Source organism: Nocardioides zhouii, assembly GCF_004137345.1.
GTDB classification, from domain to species: domain Bacteria; phylum Actinomycetota; class Actinomycetes; order Propionibacteriales; family Nocardioidaceae; genus Nocardioides; species Nocardioides zhouii.
Window position 1 is genome coordinate 1 of sequence record NZ_SDWV01000026.1, and the last position, 17,388, is coordinate 17,388.

The window sequence follows — 17,388 nt, forward strand, 5'->3', positions numbered from 1 at the left end:
AGCCACATCCCATCCGGAGGTTCTCACTCGTTCAACCAGGCTCGCCGCTACCAATGTCGTGGCCGGGTACAGCTAGGCGGTGCCCATCGAACATAGCCTCTGCAAGCGGACGGGGCGAGAGCGCGTCCCCGATGCAGTAGACGGCTTCGATGCCCGCCTCGTGCAACGCCTCACGGTCAATGGTGAGTTCCTGGTAAAGGTCGTCGATCGGGGACCTCATCGTCACCAGCACAAGAGCGTCACTCTTCAACGAGAAGGGCTGATCGAACTCACCCACTCCGATGACGCCTTCCGGGCGGGCTGAAGTCAACGAGACCTCGCGGTACATAGCCACGCCGCTGCTGTGAAGGGACGCGCGCACCGCGGGCCCCTCCAGCGTGAGATCCCCCTCTGCCGCCACCTGCGAATGGGGCGTGACAACGGAGACTTTGTACCCTTCGTCGGCGAGCAGCTGGGCGATGCTGGTCCCCATGTAGCCGCCCTCAGCGTCATAGACAGTGACGTGAGATTTCTCGGCAGGCCGCTTGCCCCGGACGAGCAATTCGTCGGGCGTGAACACCCAGCTCGCGCCTTCGACAACCCCCTGCAGCGGCTCGTGCGTGCCGGGCGTGAGCCCCGTGCCCAACCAGCGAGCGCCCGTCGCCACGACGACATGCGACGCTCCGTAGTCGCGGACGTCGTCGGCGCTCAGTCTGGTCGACGGGATGAACTGCAGGTTCGGCAGCTTGTCGATCTGGATCATCCGGTGATCGATGAACCGTCCCCACTCTCGCAGACCCGGCAGTCGGACGACTGGCCCAAGATGTCCACCCAGCTGATCCACTGAATCCACGAGGTGCACCATGTCGGCTCCTCGTTTCGCCAGACCGATCGCGGCCTCCATGCCCGCCGGGCCCGCGCCTACCACCAGGACGCTGACATCAGGACGGGAAAGGGGTTCGAAGCGCTCCGGGTGCCACCCGCGTCGGTACTCCTCCCCCGCGGTGGCGTTCTGAGCACAAGTCATGTTGCCTCGGTCAAGACTGCTGATGCAGTGGTTGATCCCCATGCACTCGCGAATGTCTTCGATGCGGCCCTCCCGGACCTTCTGGGGGAAGAAGGGATCGGCAATCGACTGACGGGCAGATCCGACAATGTCAATGACCCCAGACCGCACGGCCTGCGCCATGAGATCAGGACTTGTCCACCGCGACACTCCCACCACGGGCTTCTTCGTCGCCTGACGTACGCGCGCGAAGAGCTCGAGGTTGCGCCCTTCTGGAATGACCCGAGACGGACTGATGTCGCTGCCCCAGTCAAGGACGGACCCCACGTTCAGATCCCAGAGGTCGACCAAAGGATCAGCCATACGGACCAGAGCGACGCTGTCGTCGATGCTGTGCCCCCAGGGACCTTGGGTCTCGATCGACAAGCGCGTAGCAATGGCGCAGTCGTCACCCACGGCGTCGCGAACGCGACCGAGCGTCTCCAACCAGAATCGCGCGCGGTTCTCCAAGGAACCGCCGTACTCGTCCGTGCGGCGGTTGTGGAACGTTGACAGAAACTGCGCGAAAAGGTAGCCGTAGCCGGCGAGCACCTCCACGATGTCGTAGCCCACGTCGCGAGCGCGAACGGCTGCGTCTGCGAAGGCCTGCTCGATCCTTTCGATGTCGTCCACAGTCATGACCTTCGGGGTGCCTAGCGGCCCGGCCGGCGGGGGTAGCTCCGGCGCAAGGCCGGAGGCGGAGAAGGCTGGCTCTCGGGACACTCGACGCATCGCGTGGGCGCCCCCGTGGTGCAGCTCAATGCCGGCCAGGGCGCCGTGGCGATGGACAGAGTCGACCATCAGCTTGTGGCGCCGGCCGTCTTCATCGTCCCAGATGTCACTTGAGTGCAGCGGAAACTCATCACTGCTGGGGCCGACACTGGAGAACTCTGCCGACACAGCCGCCCATCCGCCTTCAGCACGAACCGCCCGATACGACGCCCACGTGGAGGGGCGGAGAACTCCGTACGCGGTGCCGTGAGGCACGTTGTAAAAACGATTTCGAAGGATCTTGGGGCCAATGGCAACCGGCTCGAACAGGATCTTGTGATGGTCGGCGAGGGACATGAAGGAGACCCTTTTCTCTGCGGAACCGAGGCGGCATCGGTGGCGCTCTCCAATTTAGAGACCCGACTTCCTGGCCATGACCGCAAGCTAGCCGGACTTCCCTCCAGCGCCTTGTCGCGAAGCGACAAAGCGGTGCAGCCTGCTGCCAGATCTCTGCATCGTTGGCACGACGAGAACGTCTCCGGCCCGTCGCCGCGCAGCGGGCCGGGAGCGACAGCTACGGCGACCCGACTGATCCGCGATGCCTCCGCCGACATGCCGGTGAGATGACTACTGCGAGGTGTCCGCAACGAGGTCGCCAATAGCCCACGCATAGCTCAGTTGAACCAGGTGCCACACGATCTCTAGCTCGGTTCGGTCCCGAGGACCGAAGACAAGGAATGCATCTTGCACCGGATGAGGGACCCCCCACCCGCTACGAACTGCCTGGTCTATCACCCAATCAGGAAGAGAGAGATGCAAGCTTCCATCGTGATGAGGGTGAAGGTGCGCGAATTCGCGCCCGCCTTGGAACCGATTTGGCGGAGCAGAACCGAAGTCCTCGACGAGATGTAGCGCCCGTGCATGAGACACGGACACCAATGTCGGGGCCATGTAGGCGTATGGCAGCGAGCGCATGCGTGACCACAGTTCTTCCTGCACCATGACAGGAGCGATCTGCGACCGTTGGGCGTGCGGAGCCGGGCCAATGATGTCTGGCATCGGACCCTCGCGCGGCGGCAGCGGGCCGCAGGTTGCGCTAGTCATCACGCCAGTGTGCCCTTTGTCGAGGCGACCGAAAGCATCGACAGTCCAATCCGTTCACAGCGATCGGTTCGTATGGGCCGACAGGGCCACGGCCACGTCCGAAGCGGCATGGTGGCCACTGCGAATTGCCCCTTCCATCAAGCCGGTGAAGTCCGGGTCGGCGTACTCGCCAGCGAAGAACACGCGGCCTACGGGGCGTCGGATGGATTCCATGTCGGCGGAGGAGGCGTCTGCGCCCATGGCCGAGTAGGCGCCACGGGCCAGCGGGTCATCCGACCACGTGGTGAGGACCGCGTCACTCCCGGGCGCGAAGTCAAGATCCGAACGGAGCGCGCGCACCGCGGCCGCCCAGCCAACGCTCAGGGCGTCTTGACCATACGCCGCAAGCGCCGGGGCGCTCCCCATGAAACAGTTGAGGACTGCCCCGACGCTGCCGTCCTCGGAGCGCGCCGTCCAGGTCCAGAAACGATCCCCGACGGACATGACCGCTGATGTCCCGGGTGACAGGGAGAGAGGCATGTGGAGCTTGGCCGCATGGCCCTGCACAAGATGGTCCAACGCTTGGCGCTTCCAGTCAGGCATATCGAGCACGGGTGATCGCGTTCCCCGAAGCGTGGCCAAGGGGAGCGCAACGATTACGGCGTCGAATCGGTTGGTGTCGGTATCCGTCGTGACCGCCACGCCTGTCGGGTCCTGTTCGAGTTGGAGCACTTTCTGCCCCAATCGCACGCGGTCCTTGATCGCGTCGGCCATTGCGTTGGGAAGGCTCTGGTTGCCTCCCGCGACGCGCCAACTGGGCCGAGGTTCGATGGACGCTATGTGACGGAGGGCAGAAGCGTTGACTTCTCGCGCCTCTGCGGCCGCAGAGATCTCGATGCGCGCCCGGAGGGCGTCGACGAGCTCATCGTCGCCCACCTGTTGGAGCACTTCCTCAGCTGAGGTCTGGACGTCGGGGTCGTCGCCAACGAGCTGGATGGCCCGCCGTCCGGCCGCGACGATGTTGTCCGTGGTGACGCCACCGACGTCGCCGACCTCCCGAACGTAGTAGCTCATCCCAGTCTCGACTAGTTGGAGACCGTACTCGTCCAACAGGCCGCGCATTTCTTCGTATCCGTAGAGCACGAATTCGGCACCCCGCTCGATGGCGAGGGAGCCGTCGGGTCCGTCGATCGAGTCGGACCAGACGCGTCCACCGACGCGTTCGCGGGCCTCGAAGACCGTGACGTCGTATCCCTCGCGGACGAGGCGAGTAGCTGCAGCGAGTCCAGCCAGCCCCGCTCCCAGCACGGCAACAGTCGGGGTAGCGGCGCGCGTGACTTCTCCTCGTCGCGCGCCCGCCGGATCCGGCAAACGCGAGTCGCTCAGGGAGTGGCGAGCACGGTCGGCGTTCGGCAGGGTCATGCTGATCCTTTGAAGAGGGGGTCGTCATCGACGTTAGGCAGAAGCCGCTGATCCGTCATTGCTCGCGCCGTATGAATAGATGGACCGCTCCATCCGTTCGTACAGGAGGTACTCGCCCGTTCTCAGGGTGACCTGCTGACTAGGAGCGATCGCAGGGCGTGCCTCGACAGTTGTCGGCGAGGAAACATTGCAGGAAGGTGATAGCGGTCACGTGGGTTTCGTCAGAACCGGGTAACGGGATCGCCTGGGGGTTCGCCAAGATGTCTGTCACGCGAACGAGAGGGAACAACATGGTGGACAGCGCCGAGATCGCGGTCGTCGGAGCGGGATTTGCCGGCCTTCGGGTGGCACGCGACCTGAGCGCCGCCGGCCGCTCCGTGGTCCTACTCGAAGCAGCGGACCGCGTGGGCGGCCGGGCCTACAGTCGTGAGTCAACTACTGACCCCGGGACGATCGTGGAGGTGGGCGGCGCCTATTTCCACCGGCACCACCACACGCGTCTTGCCGCTGAGGTCGACCGCTACCGCATCGAGACACAACCCGCTGCGCCGTTCAAGGTGTTCCGCAACCGGTTGGCGCCGGGTGAGCACAACTCCGCTTTCCCGATCCCGGCAGAGGAGTTCGTCGAAGCCGAGCGGATCCTGTTCTGCCTTGTCAGGGACGCGCGCCGCATCGATCCGCAGGCTGGCCTGGAGAATCAAGGCCTTGAAGACCTCGACATCTCGGCGCGGGACTACTTGCAGTCCCTGGATCCTCCTCCCGTCACTGGCCAACTCCTGCGCTCGTGGATCTGGAACATGATGGGGCAGCGCGTGGAGGAGGCATCAGCACTCTGGGTCCTCCAGTTCATCGCCTCGCACAACTACTCCGTCCTGGGCGTCATCCTGTCCCTCGACGAGGTCATGTCCAGCGGTACGGGCGCCCTGACATCCGCCATGGCCAATGAGGTGTCCGACCTCCGCCTGAGCGAAGCTGTGCAGTCCATCCGTCAGGACGCGGATCGAGTCCATGTCACCTACGGTGCAGGACGAGTCCTCCGAGCCGACCACATCGTCGTGGCAACGCCCTTGAACTGCATGCGGGAGCTGCAGCTCGAGCCGCCTTTCAAGGGACCCCGGGCTGATGTTGTCGCTGAAGGTCACGGAGGGCGAGGCTTGAAGCTCCTCATCCATGCGCAGGGCGTGCCCGAAGGCATCTCGTGCACGGGCGATGGAATCTTCCCCACGCTGTACGACTACTTGCCGGCGTCCGACGGTGGCCGCATCCTTGTCGCGTTCACCGACCGCAACTCTTTCGACCCGACCGACAGCGACGCGATTGAGGCCGCGGTGCACCACTACCTGCCCGACGCAGTGGTGGTGGGCACCGACTACCACGACTGGTGCGAGGACCCCCACGTGCGCGCACCCTGGGTGTCGCCCCGCATCGGTCAGGCAACTCGCGCTCACAAGTCGCTCGGCGAGCAGCACGGGCGCATGCACTTCGCTGGATCAGACGTGTCTCTGCAGTTCCCCGGCTACATCGAAGGTGCTCTCGAGACGGCCGACCGGGTTCTAGCGGAAGTCAGCGACTGAACCTCTGCTTTTCGAGCGACAACTGGTGCCTTTCACTACTCGGCAGTCGGACGTGCGCCTCGCCGTTCGACAACGCGCCTCGGGTCGCCGAACCGTGCCCTGTAGCACGAGACAGAGGAATCGATATGCGTTCGATGCATGCCACCAGGCGGCATACCACGCTAGGGGTAGGCGACACCATCGCTGTGATGACCGCGGTAGCGGCTCGCAGCACGGAATCCAACGAGACCACCACGTCGGGGCCACGCGCGGACGAGGGGCACAGCGCGCTACCGAGACACTTGAGTCGACCATCTACGGTCAGCGCAGCTACGCCGAGCCGGCTAGCGATGGTCGCGAAGCTCAGCCGAGCCCTCGCATCACTGCGGAAACGGGGGCGTATGACAGCGCTCCGTCGCGTCGTGGAGCAACGGCACCGATGTCGATTGCAGGATGGTGACAGGGATCACGGCGAATTCGTCGAATCTCGGCAACGAGTCTCGTCACTGTTAGCCCTCAATATGTCTCTCACCGAACGATAAGACGAGCCGTGAGACGCACCAGGTCTGTGCAGTCGAAGTCCGCGTCCCCGAGCCGTACATGACTTCGGGACTCCAACTCAAAAGCACAGACTTCTGATCCCCGCTTCGTGCTCAACCCATGCGCTCACACACCACAGCGCTGCGGGCCGAGAGTCAGAGCACCTATCTGACCCCCATGTCGGTCTGAATCTCGGAACATGCACCAACCAGCGGCCGCATCTCATGGTGTGAGCCCGCTGCACCAAACAGGTCCCGACCTGTCCCGCACAGCACTCGAAAGAGGAACGACATGTTTTCAACATTTGGCTCGCGGGCCCGCCACCTAACCGGTGCCGTCCTCGTGCTGGCGGTGCTGGGCGCCACTGGCGGCTGCAGCACCGAATCCGGGGGCCCGGCCACTAGTGCGTCCAGCGACGACGAGGTGGCGCAGAACGCAACCGCCGCCATCGAGAAGCTCTACGGCGACGGAACCTTCGTAGAACCATCGTCAACCGGACCAGAGGCGCAATCCGGCTACAAGGTCGCGCTCGTGAGCTCGGGTGTCCAATCCCCCACCGGCACCTCCATGGCCAACGGCGCCAAGGCCGCTGCAAAGCTCCTGGGCTGGGACTTCTCCGTGTACGACGGCAAGTACGAGCCGTCTGAGTACCAGGAGGGAATCCGTCAGGCCATCTCCCAGGACGCCGATGCCATCTGGCTGTACTCAATCGACTGTCCGCTGGTTAAGACCGCGCTGGACGAGGCCAAGAAGGCCGGCATCCCGGTCTTCTCTCAAGAAGCCGCCGACTGCAGTGACGTCGACCCAAGTGAGCCGTCGTACTACGAGCGGAGCCTGGAATTCGTCGAAGGTGACTTCATCGCCTGGGGCGAGGGTCTCGGCGCAGCTGAAGCGACGTGGCTCCTGTCCAAGCTGGGATCGAAGGCTGACATCATCGAGGTCAGCAACACGGAGCTCGTCATCACCAAAGCCGTGCACGATGGCTTCCAGAAGGCCATGAAGGAGGAGTGCCCCGACTGCAAGGTCACGACCCTGAACATCCGGCTGGCCGATTTCGGGCCCGTGTTGCAGGAGAAGATCTCGACGGCTCTTCTCCGAAACCCGGCGGCCAACGGGATGGCCCTCTCCTACGACGACTTGGTGACGTCTGGCGGCGCCGCGGCGGTGATGGCATCCGGCCGCAACGACAGCATGGAGGTCGTATCTGGCAGCGGTTACGCCGCGAACATCGACCTCGTCCGCCGGAACAAGGGGCAGGATGCTGGCTGGACCTACGACGGGGCGTACGAGGCCTGGTCGGCGGCCGACATGATCAACCGGTTCTTCGCTGGCGAGGAGAGTGTCCCTTCGGGGGTGGGTATCTCCATGTTCGACCACGACCACGACCTGCCGCCGGAGGGTGAGGGCTGGTCGACGGGTATCGATTACGAACCCGTCTTCAAGACGCTGTGGGGCGTTTCCTGACCGTTGGCGCCGGGGGGAGGGCACGGGTTTGCGCCTGTGCCCTCCTCTGCGTTTGCTAGCACGGGCCCTGGTTCGCTGAAACGCCGTCTCGCTGCGGGGAGCAGCGCTCTACAATTCGGATATGTCGATCGAGCACGACTTACGAGCGGTCGCGGACGAACTCATCCTGAAGATCCCCGCCATCAGCGGGGAGATCCGAGAGCGCAGCCGCTCAGGCGCGCCGAACTACTACCGCCGTAATGACCCGATGCTGCTTGAGACCGAGCTTCCCAGCATCACCGGGGCCCTTACGAGCATCATCCATGGGCTGCGTAACGCTCGCCACCTCCCGGACGGCGCCTCTGAGGGCGCCCTGGAGGAGGCGAGGGTCGCCGCGCAGGCGGGTGTCGAGCTGACCGACCTGCTGTTGACGAGGCGGATCGGGCAACTCGTCCTCTGGAACTGGATCCTCGACACAGCTGTTCGTGTCGTCCCTGCTGGCCCTCGCCAGATTGCGGTATTGAAGCAGGCCGCAGAATTCCACTTCGCCTGGAACGACCGCATCACCCACGACGTCGTTGCCACGTATGAGCAGGAGAAGTCGGCGTACTTCTTCCACAGCAGGGACCGCCAGCGACGCGCCGTCGTCACGGATCTACTGAACGGTGTGCCGACTGACACCGAGCAACTGGGTTACAACCTGAAGGTTGATCATCTCGCCGTAGTGGCTTGGGGAAATGCTCCGCGAGCTGCACTCAAGTCCTTGGCGACCATGCTCGACGCGTCCCTGCTTGTGGTGGAAGGTACCGGAGGGACATCCCTGGCGTGGCTCGGCAACAGCCGACTCAGCGAATCCTTCGAGGAGAATTTCCCGGCAATCCAGCCACCTCCAGCCACCTACGTCGCCCTGGGTGGACCGTTGAACGGCGTTGAAGGTTTCCGTCGTGGGCACAGGCAAGCTTGGCAAGCGTGCCGCGTGGGGCGGTTGCGGTCCAGCGCGGTGACGCGCTACCGCGACGTTGCTCTTGAGAGCGTCGTGTTGCGCGACGCTCCGGCTGCACGAGACTTCATGGTCAGCGAGCTGGGGCCGATCGGTGAGAACGACTCGCGCACACAACTCCTACGAGAAACGCTGCGGGCCTACTTCGAGACTGGCCAGAACGCTGCAGCAACGGCTGGTCGAATTCGCGTACACGAACGGACGGTCGCCTACCGGCTGAAGTCGATCGAGGAACGGCTTGGCTTCCCCATCAACGAGAGACGCGACGAGCTTGCAGTCGCGCTGCGTCTCGCCGAGGTGCTGCATGACGCCAGTGACCATCAGTTGTCCATGATCGGTGAAAACAGCCCTGGCGAGACAGGCATTTGAGGCCAACACGAAAAGCTCTGGGCTTGCGGGGGGACTGAGCGCAGTCGCAGACAGCACGTCCGCAATCCCACAAAACGACCCTCCATCTTGTCGGAGCATGCAGAGGCGTTCTTGATGGGTGGCTTCCAAACTGACGCAGCGCAGTCGCGCACTCACGCGTTAGCAAAGGAGAGTTCCCCATGATTCGCCATGTCTTTTCCTGGCGTGTGGCCGAGGGCCACAGCAACGACGACGTCATCGAGTTGCTGAACACCCTTCGTGAGCCGTACCCCTACATCCAGTACTGGGAGCTCGGTGCGCACGAGGGCGACCCGGGCGACAACGGCCAGCCCTTCAGTGGGGTGCTGATCAACGACTTCGAGTCCTGGGATGACCTGCAGAAGTACTCAGTCGACGAGTTCCACCTCGAGGTCGTGGCGAAGCTCAAGCCCAAGCTGGCCGAGCGCGCCGTCGTGGACTTCGTGCGTGAGGAGTCCTGATGGGTCCAAGGGCAGACATCAAGGTCGCCGAAAGTCCCTGGGGACCCGATGATCAGCTCGGGGCACTCAACCACCTGAGCCCCGAGGGTTCCGCCGCGATCCTCGCGCGGGTCGACGGCACGCGTAGTTACGACCTGAGCATCGACTACTTCGTGGGGATGCCAAGCTTCCAGGCGGCCGGAGACCCGAGCTACCAGCTGTTCATGAGTCATACGCCGTCCGGAACGGTCGTCGACAACATGAACGGAGCGGGGGAGGCCGGAAACCGGCACGTCTGCTACTCCGGCGACGTTGTCTTCATGTACACCCACACCGGAACTCACATCGACTCGCTGAGCCACTTCGGCGTCGACGGCCACATCTACAACGGCTTCTCGGCCGAGGACAACCTGGGCAGTCGCGGATGGACCAAGGGTGGGGCAGAAGTGATTCCGCCGATCATCACCCGCGGTGTTCTGCTGGACGTGGCCAAGAGCCGTGGGGTCGACTGCCTGCCTGACTCCTACGCCATCACCGTCGAGGACTGCAAGAAGGTGCTCGAGGATGCGGGGATCACTTTGCAGCCTGGTGATGTCGCGATGGTCCGGACAGGACGGATGGGCTTTTGGCCCGACGGTTCGAAGGTGCTGGGTAATCCCCCTGGACTCAGCCTTGAAGCCGCTAAGTGGCTGACGAGCCAGAGCATCTCTGCGATCGCTGCCGATCAGGAATGTGTCGAGGTCGGCCCCTCGCAGCACGAAGACAACTGGCTCCCTGGCCACTGTCACTTCCTGGCAGAGGCCGGGGTTCCGATGATCGAGCTGGTGAACCTGGAGGAGCTGTCTCGCGACGACGTAGTGGAGTTCTGCCTCATCGCGGCGCCGATCCGCCTGCGCGGTGCAAGTGGAGCGCCGCTGCGCCCCATCGCCCTGCCTTTGCGCGACAACTGATCCCGACGACGGCGCGATGAGGAGGAACGGGATGAGCATGCCAAGGATCGCTGTGATCGGTGGTTCGATCGCGGGTCTGACCGCGGCGAATGTGTTGCGCGACGCTGGCTGTGAGGTGGACGTCTACGAGCGCAGCAGCACGCTTCTTTCGGGCTTCGGCACTGGGATCGTAGTCCAGCCCGAGCTCGTTCGATACCTGCTCGAGCGCACTCCCACCACGTTGGAGGACATCAGCGTTCCGAGCCATTGGATGCGGTACTTCGATGCCGCCACAGGGGAGAGCAAGGGCGGGGTCAACGCTGGATGGCGCTTCACCGCCTATAACGCGGTCTACCAAAAGCTGCTTGACGCGTTCGGAACACAGCGCTACCACCTCGACAAGGAACTCGTCGCAGTGGAACCGGGACTGGAGCGGTCGACTGCTACGTTCGCTGACGGCACCGAGGTCACCGCTGACCTTCTCGTGTGCGCGGATGGTGGGGGTTCGGTTGCTCGAGCGCAGCTGCTCGGCAGGCGCCCCGAGTACGCCGGGTACGTGACGTGGCGTGGCATGGTGGACGAGGCCGACGTCACGCATGAGACGTGGGAATTCTTTCAGGACGCCTTCACCTATGGGCTGCTACCCGACAGCCACATCATCGCCTACCCCATCAGCCACGTGTCCTCCGAGGGGGAGGTGACGGGCGCTACCCGGCTCAACTTCCAGTGGTACTGGAACGTGGCGGGAGACGAGCTGGACGCTCTGATGACCGGCAACGACGGGGCCCGACGACCGGTCTCCGTCCACTATCCGGCACTGGCTGCTTCCAATCTCGAAGCCTTCCGCACGCGCGCCTCCGACGAGCTGGCGCCGGCGTTCCGAGAGCTCATCACTGGGGCAGCCAAGCCATTCGTCACGATCGTCTCCGACGCAGACGTCCCCCAGATGGCGTTCGACCGGCTCGTCTTAATCGGCGACGCCGCGTTCACGCCTCGACCTCACGCCGCAGCAGGAGCCGCGAAGGCTGCCGCCGATGCCTGGACTCTCGCCGAACGACTGATCGCCTACTCAGGCGATGTCCCCCAAGCCTTGAAAGCTTGGGAACCGGAACGCCTGGCCGTGGGACAGGCGTATCTGGCCAAGGTGCGGGCCATGGCCTCCGCTCTACAGCACGGCGGCGACTTCCCGCCGGGCTCACCCCAATTCAGGTTCGGTCTGCCCAGACCTGCGTGATGCTGACTCCGCCTTCACCCTGAGGGTGCCAGCAGGTTGCGATTGACGCACTATTGGATTACCGCGCCTAGCGCAGAAGGAGAAACCCGATGCAGTTGCTCAACGAGTTCGAGGTAGCGCTCTCACCGCAGGAGACGTGGGTCCTGCTTACGGACCTACAGAAGGTGGCTCCGTGCCTTCCTGGCGCCTCGATCACCTCGGTCGAGGGTGACGACTTCCATGGCCGCGCCAAGATCAAGGTTGGCCCCATCACAGCGGAGTACAAGGGCATCGCGCAGTTCACCGAGCTGGACGAGAAGACCCACACCGCCGTGCTGCTCGCGCGAGGCAAGGATTCCCGCGGTCAGGGAGACGCAACTGCCAACGTCCGAGCGACGCTGGTCCCGAAGGGCAGTGGCACTCGCGTGCTGGTCGAGACCGAGCTGGCGCTCACCGGCAAGGTGGCCCAGTTCGGGCGAGGCGTGCTGGCTGATGTGAGTGGGGCGCTTATGACGATGTTTGCCCAGCGGTTGCAGGAGATGGTGGCAGCGGAGGGCGGATCGGATCCAGTGCCTTCCGCGGGGTCCAACTCCGCCGCGGCGCACGACGTAGACCAGGGACAAGACCAGGGATCCAATATGAGCTCGGCGCCGCTCAGTGCGTCACCGTCACCGTCACCGGCGGCGGCGGCTCGGCGTGGTCCTGACCGCGACGACGAGGTGCTCGATGTCCTGGCTCTTGCGGGCGGCATGTCATGGGCCAAGGCCCTACCTGCCGGGGGAACGCTTGTCAGCGTCGTGGCTGCGTTAATCAGTGTCTTTGCAGCGGGTTACGCCTCGGCGCGGGCTCGCTCGGGAAATCGCTGAATCGAATCGTTCACCTTGATTGAGGGAGTAGGCCTTGAAACCACCCAAGTTCAGCTACGTAGCACCGACGACGCTCGACGATGCGTTGAAGCACCTGGCTTCTGATCCCGACGCGAAGGTGCTCTCAGGTGGTCAGAGCCTGATGCCGCTGCTCGCTATGCGCCTAGCGGCTCCCTCGATCTTGGTCGATCTTCAGCACGTGCCGAACCTCAGCGACATCGAGGACCGCGGCGACCACATCCGCATCGGAGCTCGCGTGACGCATCGCGAGATCGAGCGTTCAGCGCTGCTCGCGGACCGGTTGCCGATCTTGTCGGCGGCGGCGTCTCACATCGCCCATCCGCAGATCCGCTCCCGGGGGACATTCGGCGGCAGCACGGCTCACGCGGACCCGTCCGGAGAATGGCCCACCATTCTTCTTGCACTTTCAGCAACTATGCAGGCCGTGGGTCCCCACGGCAACAGGACGATCGAAGCGGACGACTTCTTCGTGGGGCCGTTCACCTCCACGCTGCGGGACGACGAGATCCTGACCCACGTGTCGATTCCTACGACGCGCACCGCGTGGTCCTTCCAGGAGGCGGCGGTGAAGAAGGGTGACTATGGTTTGGCTCTGATCGCGGCTACCGGTACGCCTCGAGGTGGCGTGCTCGTCGATCCGCGGGTCACTGTGGGCGCGGCGGTCGGTTCGGTGACGAGGCTCGTCGCGGTCGAGCGGATCCTCACTGACGAACCTCTTACAGATGAACTCGCCGAAGAGGCAGCCGTGGCCGCGGCCGAGTCGGTGAAGCCAATCTCAGACATCCACGGCAGCAGTGACTACCGCCGCAAGCTGGTCGCATCACTCGTTCGCCGCGCCGTAGTCGAACTCAAGAACGGAGCCTGACGTGTCCATCACCCCCGAAGAGCGCCTCAATGTCGCTATGACGATCAACGGACGTAGGTATCGCGCCGGCGTCGAGGCACGAAAGACGCTGGCCGACTTCATCCGTGAGGATGCCCAGCTTCCGGGCACCAAGCTTGGCTGCGAGCACGGTGTCTGCGGCTCGTGCACCGTGCTGCTCGATGATCTTCCGGCGCGTTCCTGCCTCACCCTTGCTGTTCAGGCGGAGGGGCGCCAAATCCGCACGGTCGAGAGCCTGGCCGACGGCCAGGAGCTGAACACGCTTCAGCGCGCGTTCCGTGAGCAGCACGGCCTCCAGTGCGGCTTCTGCACTGCTGGCTTCCTCATGACAGCCACAGCGCTGTTGGAGGAGAACCCGGCACCCACACGAGAGGACATCGTCGAGACGGTCTCGGGCTCACTGTGTCGGTGCACCGGATACGAGACCATCGTCGCCGCCATCGAGCAAGCAGCTGCCGACGGTGCCGAGGGCAACGACGACGCGAAGGACGGGGCCCAGTGAAGAAGCTCGACAGTCACCAGCACATGACAACGCCTGTGATTGCGGCTCGTTCGGTCGGCACACGCGTGCTGCGGTCGGAAGACCCGCGGCTGCTCAGCGGCCGAGGCGAGTTCATCGCGGATATCAACCTTCCCGGCCAGCTCCACGTGGCGTTCGTTCGGAGTCCAGTCGCGCACGCGCGGATCATCCACATGGACCTGTCAGCCATCCGTGACGCCGACGGCGTTGCGCTGGCCTGGTCCGGACAAGACGTCGCTCCCCTCTGCGAGGGGCTTGTCGGTGAGATGGCAGTCGAGGGATGCTTCCCGACCACGATGCCGCTCCTTGCCAAGGACGAGGTCCTGTACGTCGGTGAGCCCATCGCGGTCGTGGTCGCTGATTCGCGGTATGCCGCTGAGGATGCCTGCGAGCTCATCGATTGGGACTTCGAGGAGCTGCCGGCAGTGACCAACGCGGACGCTGCACTGGCCGGTGGTCCCGTCGCCAATCCTCAGCTATCCGACAACCTGGGCCTGAAGGGAGGAGCAAGCTTCGGCAACGTCTCTGAGGCCTTCGAACAGGCCGATCAGGTGGTGCAGGGACGCTTCTACACCTGTCGCGTGTCTGCAGCGCCGATGGAGACACGCGGCGTGATCGCCGACTACGAGTGGGCGTCGAAGGGACTACGCCTGTGGTCCAACACCCAGATGCCGCACTACCTCAAGTACATGCTCACTGCCTACCTCGGCTTCCCAGAACAAGGTGTCGAGGTCATCACGCCAGACACTGGGGGCGGGTTCGGCCAGAAGGCGCACGTCTATCCCGAGGAGATGTTGCTCCCGCTGCTGGCGAGGGAGGTCGGCCGACCGGTCAAATGGATCGAGGACCGTCGAGAGAACCTCATCGCCGGCGCTCACGCACACGAGCAGTTCGTTGACATCGCCTATGCGCTTGATGCCGACGGCAAGATCACGGGCGTGCGTACTGACGCCCTGGGGGACGGCGGCGCCTACCACATGCCCCCGTGGTCGATGGCCGTTGAACCCTGGTGCGCAGTCGTGATGACACCCACCGGCATCTACGACATCCCGGCAGCGGAGTACACCTACTCGGCCGTGGCCACTAACAAGACCCCCGTGGGGGCCTATCGCGGGGTGGGCTACATGGCTGGGACGCTCGCTCGAGAGTGCCTCGCCGACGACGCTGCTCGCGCTTTGGGAATGTCTCCCTTCGAGTTCCGCCGACACAACGTGGTGCGGGACTTTCCCTGGACCAACGCACAAGACATCGTCTACCAGGAGGGCAGCTGGCTTGAGACGATCAACGTGCTGGAGAAGATGGTCGACTACCCAGCGTTCCTCCAGCGGCAGTCCGAGCTGCGGGAACAGGGTCGCTACATCGGTCTGGGACTGAGTGTCTTCGTCGAGAGCAGCGGCGAGAGCACTGCCACCAGCCAGGAGCACGGTCTGGGCGACGTCTACCACGACACAGCTACCGTCCGCCTGAATCCGAACGGCACCGCCAACGTCACTATCGGTCTGTCGGCGCAGGGTCAGGGGCTTGCCACGACGATGGCACAGATGGCCGCGGACACGTTGGGGATAAACGTCGAACACGTCAGCGTCCAAACAGCGCGGTCGACTTCTCACGCCTACGGTTCCGGCACCATCGGTAGCCGAGGAGCCGTTGTTGCGGGCGGAGCGGTCGCGCGAGCCGCCGACGTGGTCCGGGAAAAGGTGCGGCTCGTGGCTGCCAACATGCTGGAGGCTTCGGTCGACGACATCCAGCTGACCGACGGTCTCGCCTCCGTCAAGGGCGTCGCTGATGCCTCTGTGTCAATTGCCGACGTTGCGACCTCGATTTACTTCGACACCAGCTCATGGCCTGAGGACTTCGAGCCCTCGCTCGAAGCCACTCAGGCATACGACCCGGCTCAGGCGATGTTCAGCAACGGCGGCCACGCCATTCTCGTCGAGCTGGACCCGGAAACGGGATTCGTTCGCTTTGAGAAGGTCTACTCTGTGGAGGACTGCGGAACGGTCATCAATCCCAACATCGTGGAAGGACAGATCCGCGGTGGCGTCCTCCAGGGCATAGGAGCGTCAGTCTTCGAAGAACTCGCCTACGACGAGTCAGGTCAGATTCTGACCACCACGTTCCTCGACTACGGACTTCCAACCATGGACGTCGCTCCTCCGTTCGAGATCCACCACCTCGAGACGCCCTCCTCGCACTCTGCATCGGGGGTGAAGGGAATGGGGGAGTCAGGACTGATTGCAGCGCCCGCCGCAGTGCTGAATGCGGTGAACGACGCGCTGACACCTTTCAACGTGGTTCTGCGAGACCTGCCTCTGACACCCCAGAGGGTGCTTAAAGCCATGTCTGGTGAATTGTCGACTGCGCAGCAGGAAGCGACGTCGACGCAGGGCGAGACGGGACACGCGTGAACGGACTCAAGGTGGCTCTGCTTCAGGTCTCGTACGGCGATGACGAGCCGCTGCGTGACCGAGTCGAGCGAGTCAGCCAGTGGGTCCGCGGTCTGGAACCCACGGACCTCGTACTTCTCCCGGAGTTGTGGGCTCATGGCGGTTTCGCGTCGGCGTCGTGGCGCACGACCGCGGAGCTCGTAAGTGGACAAACCATCGCCCAGATGGCATCGGTCGCCCGCGAGACTGGGACGTGGTTGCATGCGGGGTCCGTCATCGAGAAGGCCGATGAGGGCGCGGACCGCGGGTCTGAGGGCCGGGGGCTTTGGAACACCTCTGTGCTGCTTTCCCCGCAGGGCGAGGTCCACAAGACATACCGCAAGATTCACCGCTTCGGCTTTGGGGATGGAGAACCCCGGCTCCTGGAAGCCGGCACGGACCTCGCCGTCGTGGATCTGGAGGCCAACTCAGGATCAGTCCGGGTGGGCATGGCGACCTGCTACGACCTGCGCTTTCCTGAGCTCTTCCGGCAGCTCGGAGATCAAGGCGTGGAGGTGGTTCTCCTGCCGGCGGCGTGGCCCATGCCCCGGGTAGAGCACTGGCGTCTTCTGGGTCGCGCGCGCGCCCTCGAAAACCAAACGTGGGTGCTCCAGTGCAACACGGCCGGCACGCACAGCGGTGTGGAGATGGGGGGGCACAGTCAGATCGTCGCGCCTACGGGGGAGGTCCTTGCCGAGCTCGGAAGTGGTGAAGGCGCGCTGGTCGCAGAGCTTGATCTCGATCTGTTGAAGAGGGTTCGGGCGGATTTTCCGGTCCTGGCCGACCGCAGGCTTTCCACGCTCGGCTACTGAGCCCGCGTCGGACAGTAGACCGTGACCATCACGGGAAGCGTGCGCTCAGGCACCGGAGGTTCTTCACGAGCAGCGGTGGTGACGTCACGGGTCCGTTGCCACCCAATCGTCACGT

General features: G+C 64.1%; 14 protein-coding genes. 11 read left to right on the forward strand and 3 right to left on the reverse strand.

Features of this window, described 5'->3' with window-relative positions:
- Window positions 1–31 precede the first annotated feature (31 nt).
- The 3 genes from EUA94_RS19310 to EUA94_RS19315 all read right to left on the reverse strand — a co-directional run bounded on the left by EUA94_RS19310 (window position 32) and on the right by EUA94_RS19315 (window position 4,240).
- A complete protein-coding gene (locus EUA94_RS19310; protein ID WP_129428523.1) occupies window positions 32–2,092 on the reverse strand; it encodes an oxidoreductase in 2,061 nt (686 codons plus the stop codon).
- A gap of 270 nt (window positions 2,093–2,362) precedes the next feature.
- Complete coding sequence (locus tag EUA94_RS23185) at window positions 2,363–2,839, reverse strand: luciferase domain-containing protein (RefSeq protein WP_420811366.1); 477 nt, start codon at window positions 2,837–2,839, stop codon at window positions 2,363–2,365.
- A gap of 54 nt (window positions 2,840–2,893) precedes the next feature.
- Window positions 2,894–4,240, reverse strand: coding sequence for a flavin monoamine oxidase family protein (locus tag EUA94_RS19315; protein WP_091201845.1), 1,347 nt, complete (start codon window positions 4,238–4,240; stop codon window positions 2,894–2,896).
- Between the two features lie 290 nt (window positions 4,241–4,530).
- Here EUA94_RS19315 and EUA94_RS19320 point away from each other — a divergent pair, with 290 nt between their 5' ends.
- The 11 genes from EUA94_RS19320 (at window position 4,531) to EUA94_RS19370 (ending at window position 17,273) form a co-directional block, all read left to right on the forward strand.
- Window positions 4,531–5,814: a flavin monoamine oxidase family protein gene (locus EUA94_RS19320; RefSeq protein WP_091201848.1), complete on the forward strand. Its 1,284-nt coding sequence runs from the start codon at window positions 4,531–4,533 to the stop codon at window positions 5,812–5,814.
- Window positions 5,815–6,624: 810 nt separating this feature from the next.
- A complete protein-coding gene (locus tag EUA94_RS19325; RefSeq protein WP_091201850.1) occupies window positions 6,625–7,797 on the forward strand; it encodes a sugar ABC transporter substrate-binding protein in 1,173 nt (390 codons plus the stop codon).
- A 121-nt stretch (window positions 7,798–7,918) separates the two neighbouring features.
- The gene (locus EUA94_RS19330) at window positions 7,919–9,145 is read left to right on the forward strand and encodes a PucR family transcriptional regulator (protein ID WP_091201852.1); all 1,227 of its coding nucleotides are present in this window, start codon (window positions 7,919–7,921) and stop codon (window positions 9,143–9,145) included.
- A 179-nt stretch (window positions 9,146–9,324) separates the two neighbouring features.
- Window positions 9,325–9,624 carry a Dabb family protein gene (locus EUA94_RS19335; protein WP_091201854.1) on the forward strand — a complete coding sequence of 100 codons (300 nt, stop codon included), beginning with the start codon at window positions 9,325–9,327 and terminating at the stop codon, window positions 9,622–9,624.
- On the forward strand, window positions 9,624–10,553 hold the full coding sequence (locus EUA94_RS19340) for a cyclase family protein (protein ID WP_091201856.1): 930 nt from the start codon (window positions 9,624–9,626) through the stop codon (window positions 10,551–10,553). The genes EUA94_RS19335 and EUA94_RS19340 overlap by 1 nt, the downstream gene beginning before the upstream one ends.
- 31 nt (window positions 10,554–10,584) lie before the next feature.
- Window positions 10,585–11,766 (forward strand): FAD binding domain-containing protein, encoded by a 1,182-nt coding sequence (locus EUA94_RS19345; RefSeq protein WP_091201942.1) that lies wholly within the window; start codon window positions 10,585–10,587, stop codon window positions 11,764–11,766.
- Window positions 11,767–11,855: 89 nt separating this feature from the next.
- The gene (locus tag EUA94_RS19350) at window positions 11,856–12,611 is read left to right on the forward strand and encodes an SRPBCC family protein (protein WP_091201858.1); all 756 of its coding nucleotides are present in this window, start codon (window positions 11,856–11,858) and stop codon (window positions 12,609–12,611) included.
- Window positions 12,612–12,645: 34 nt separating this feature from the next.
- A complete protein-coding gene (locus tag EUA94_RS19355) occupies window positions 12,646–13,497 on the forward strand; it encodes an FAD binding domain-containing protein (RefSeq protein WP_198554437.1) in 852 nt (283 codons plus the stop codon).
- 1 nt (window position 13,498) lies between these two features.
- Window positions 13,499–14,017 (forward strand): (2Fe-2S)-binding protein, encoded by a 519-nt coding sequence (locus tag EUA94_RS19360; protein WP_091201860.1) that lies wholly within the window; start codon window positions 13,499–13,501, stop codon window positions 14,015–14,017.
- Window positions 14,014–16,443: a xanthine dehydrogenase family protein molybdopterin-binding subunit gene (locus tag EUA94_RS19365; RefSeq protein WP_175507470.1), complete on the forward strand. Its 2,430-nt coding sequence runs from the start codon at window positions 14,014–14,016 to the stop codon at window positions 16,441–16,443. The genes EUA94_RS19360 and EUA94_RS19365 overlap by 4 nt, the downstream gene beginning before the upstream one ends.
- The gene (locus EUA94_RS19370; protein WP_231263475.1) at window positions 16,440–17,273 is read left to right on the forward strand and encodes a carbon-nitrogen family hydrolase; all 834 of its coding nucleotides are present in this window, start codon (window positions 16,440–16,442) and stop codon (window positions 17,271–17,273) included. The genes EUA94_RS19365 and EUA94_RS19370 overlap by 4 nt, the downstream gene beginning before the upstream one ends.
- Window positions 17,274–17,388 lie beyond the last annotated feature (115 nt).

What these genes read in the sequence shown, in the direction of transcription:
- EUA94_RS19315 (WP_091201845.1), bottom strand. Translation starts at nt 4,240, where the DNA reads ATGACCCTGCCGAACGCCGACCGTGCTCGCCACTCCCTGAGCGACTCG.
- EUA94_RS19345 (WP_091201942.1), top strand. Translation starts at nt 10,585, where the DNA reads ATGAGCATGCCAAGGATCGCTGTGATCGGTGGTTCGATCGCGGGTCTG.
- EUA94_RS19335 (WP_091201854.1), top strand. Translation starts at nt 9,325, where the DNA reads ATGATTCGCCATGTCTTTTCCTGGCGTGTGGCCGAGGGCCACAGCAAC.
- EUA94_RS23185 (WP_420811366.1), bottom strand. Translation starts at nt 2,839, where the DNA reads ATGACTAGCGCAACCTGCGGCCCGCTGCCGCCGCGCGAGGGTCCGATG.
- EUA94_RS19320 (WP_091201848.1), top strand. Translation starts at nt 4,531, where the DNA reads ATGGTGGACAGCGCCGAGATCGCGGTCGTCGGAGCGGGATTTGCCGGC.
- EUA94_RS19350 (WP_091201858.1), top strand. Translation starts at nt 11,856, where the DNA reads ATGCAGTTGCTCAACGAGTTCGAGGTAGCGCTCTCACCGCAGGAGACG.
- EUA94_RS19330 (WP_091201852.1), top strand. Translation starts at nt 7,919, where the DNA reads ATGTCGATCGAGCACGACTTACGAGCGGTCGCGGACGAACTCATCCTG.
- EUA94_RS19340 (WP_091201856.1), top strand. Translation starts at nt 9,624, where the DNA reads ATGGGTCCAAGGGCAGACATCAAGGTCGCCGAAAGTCCCTGGGGACCC.
- EUA94_RS19325 (WP_091201850.1), top strand. Translation starts at nt 6,625, where the DNA reads ATGTTTTCAACATTTGGCTCGCGGGCCCGCCACCTAACCGGTGCCGTC.
- EUA94_RS19310 (WP_129428523.1), bottom strand. Translation starts at nt 2,092, where the DNA reads ATGTCCCTCGCCGACCATCACAAGATCCTGTTCGAGCCGGTTGCCATT.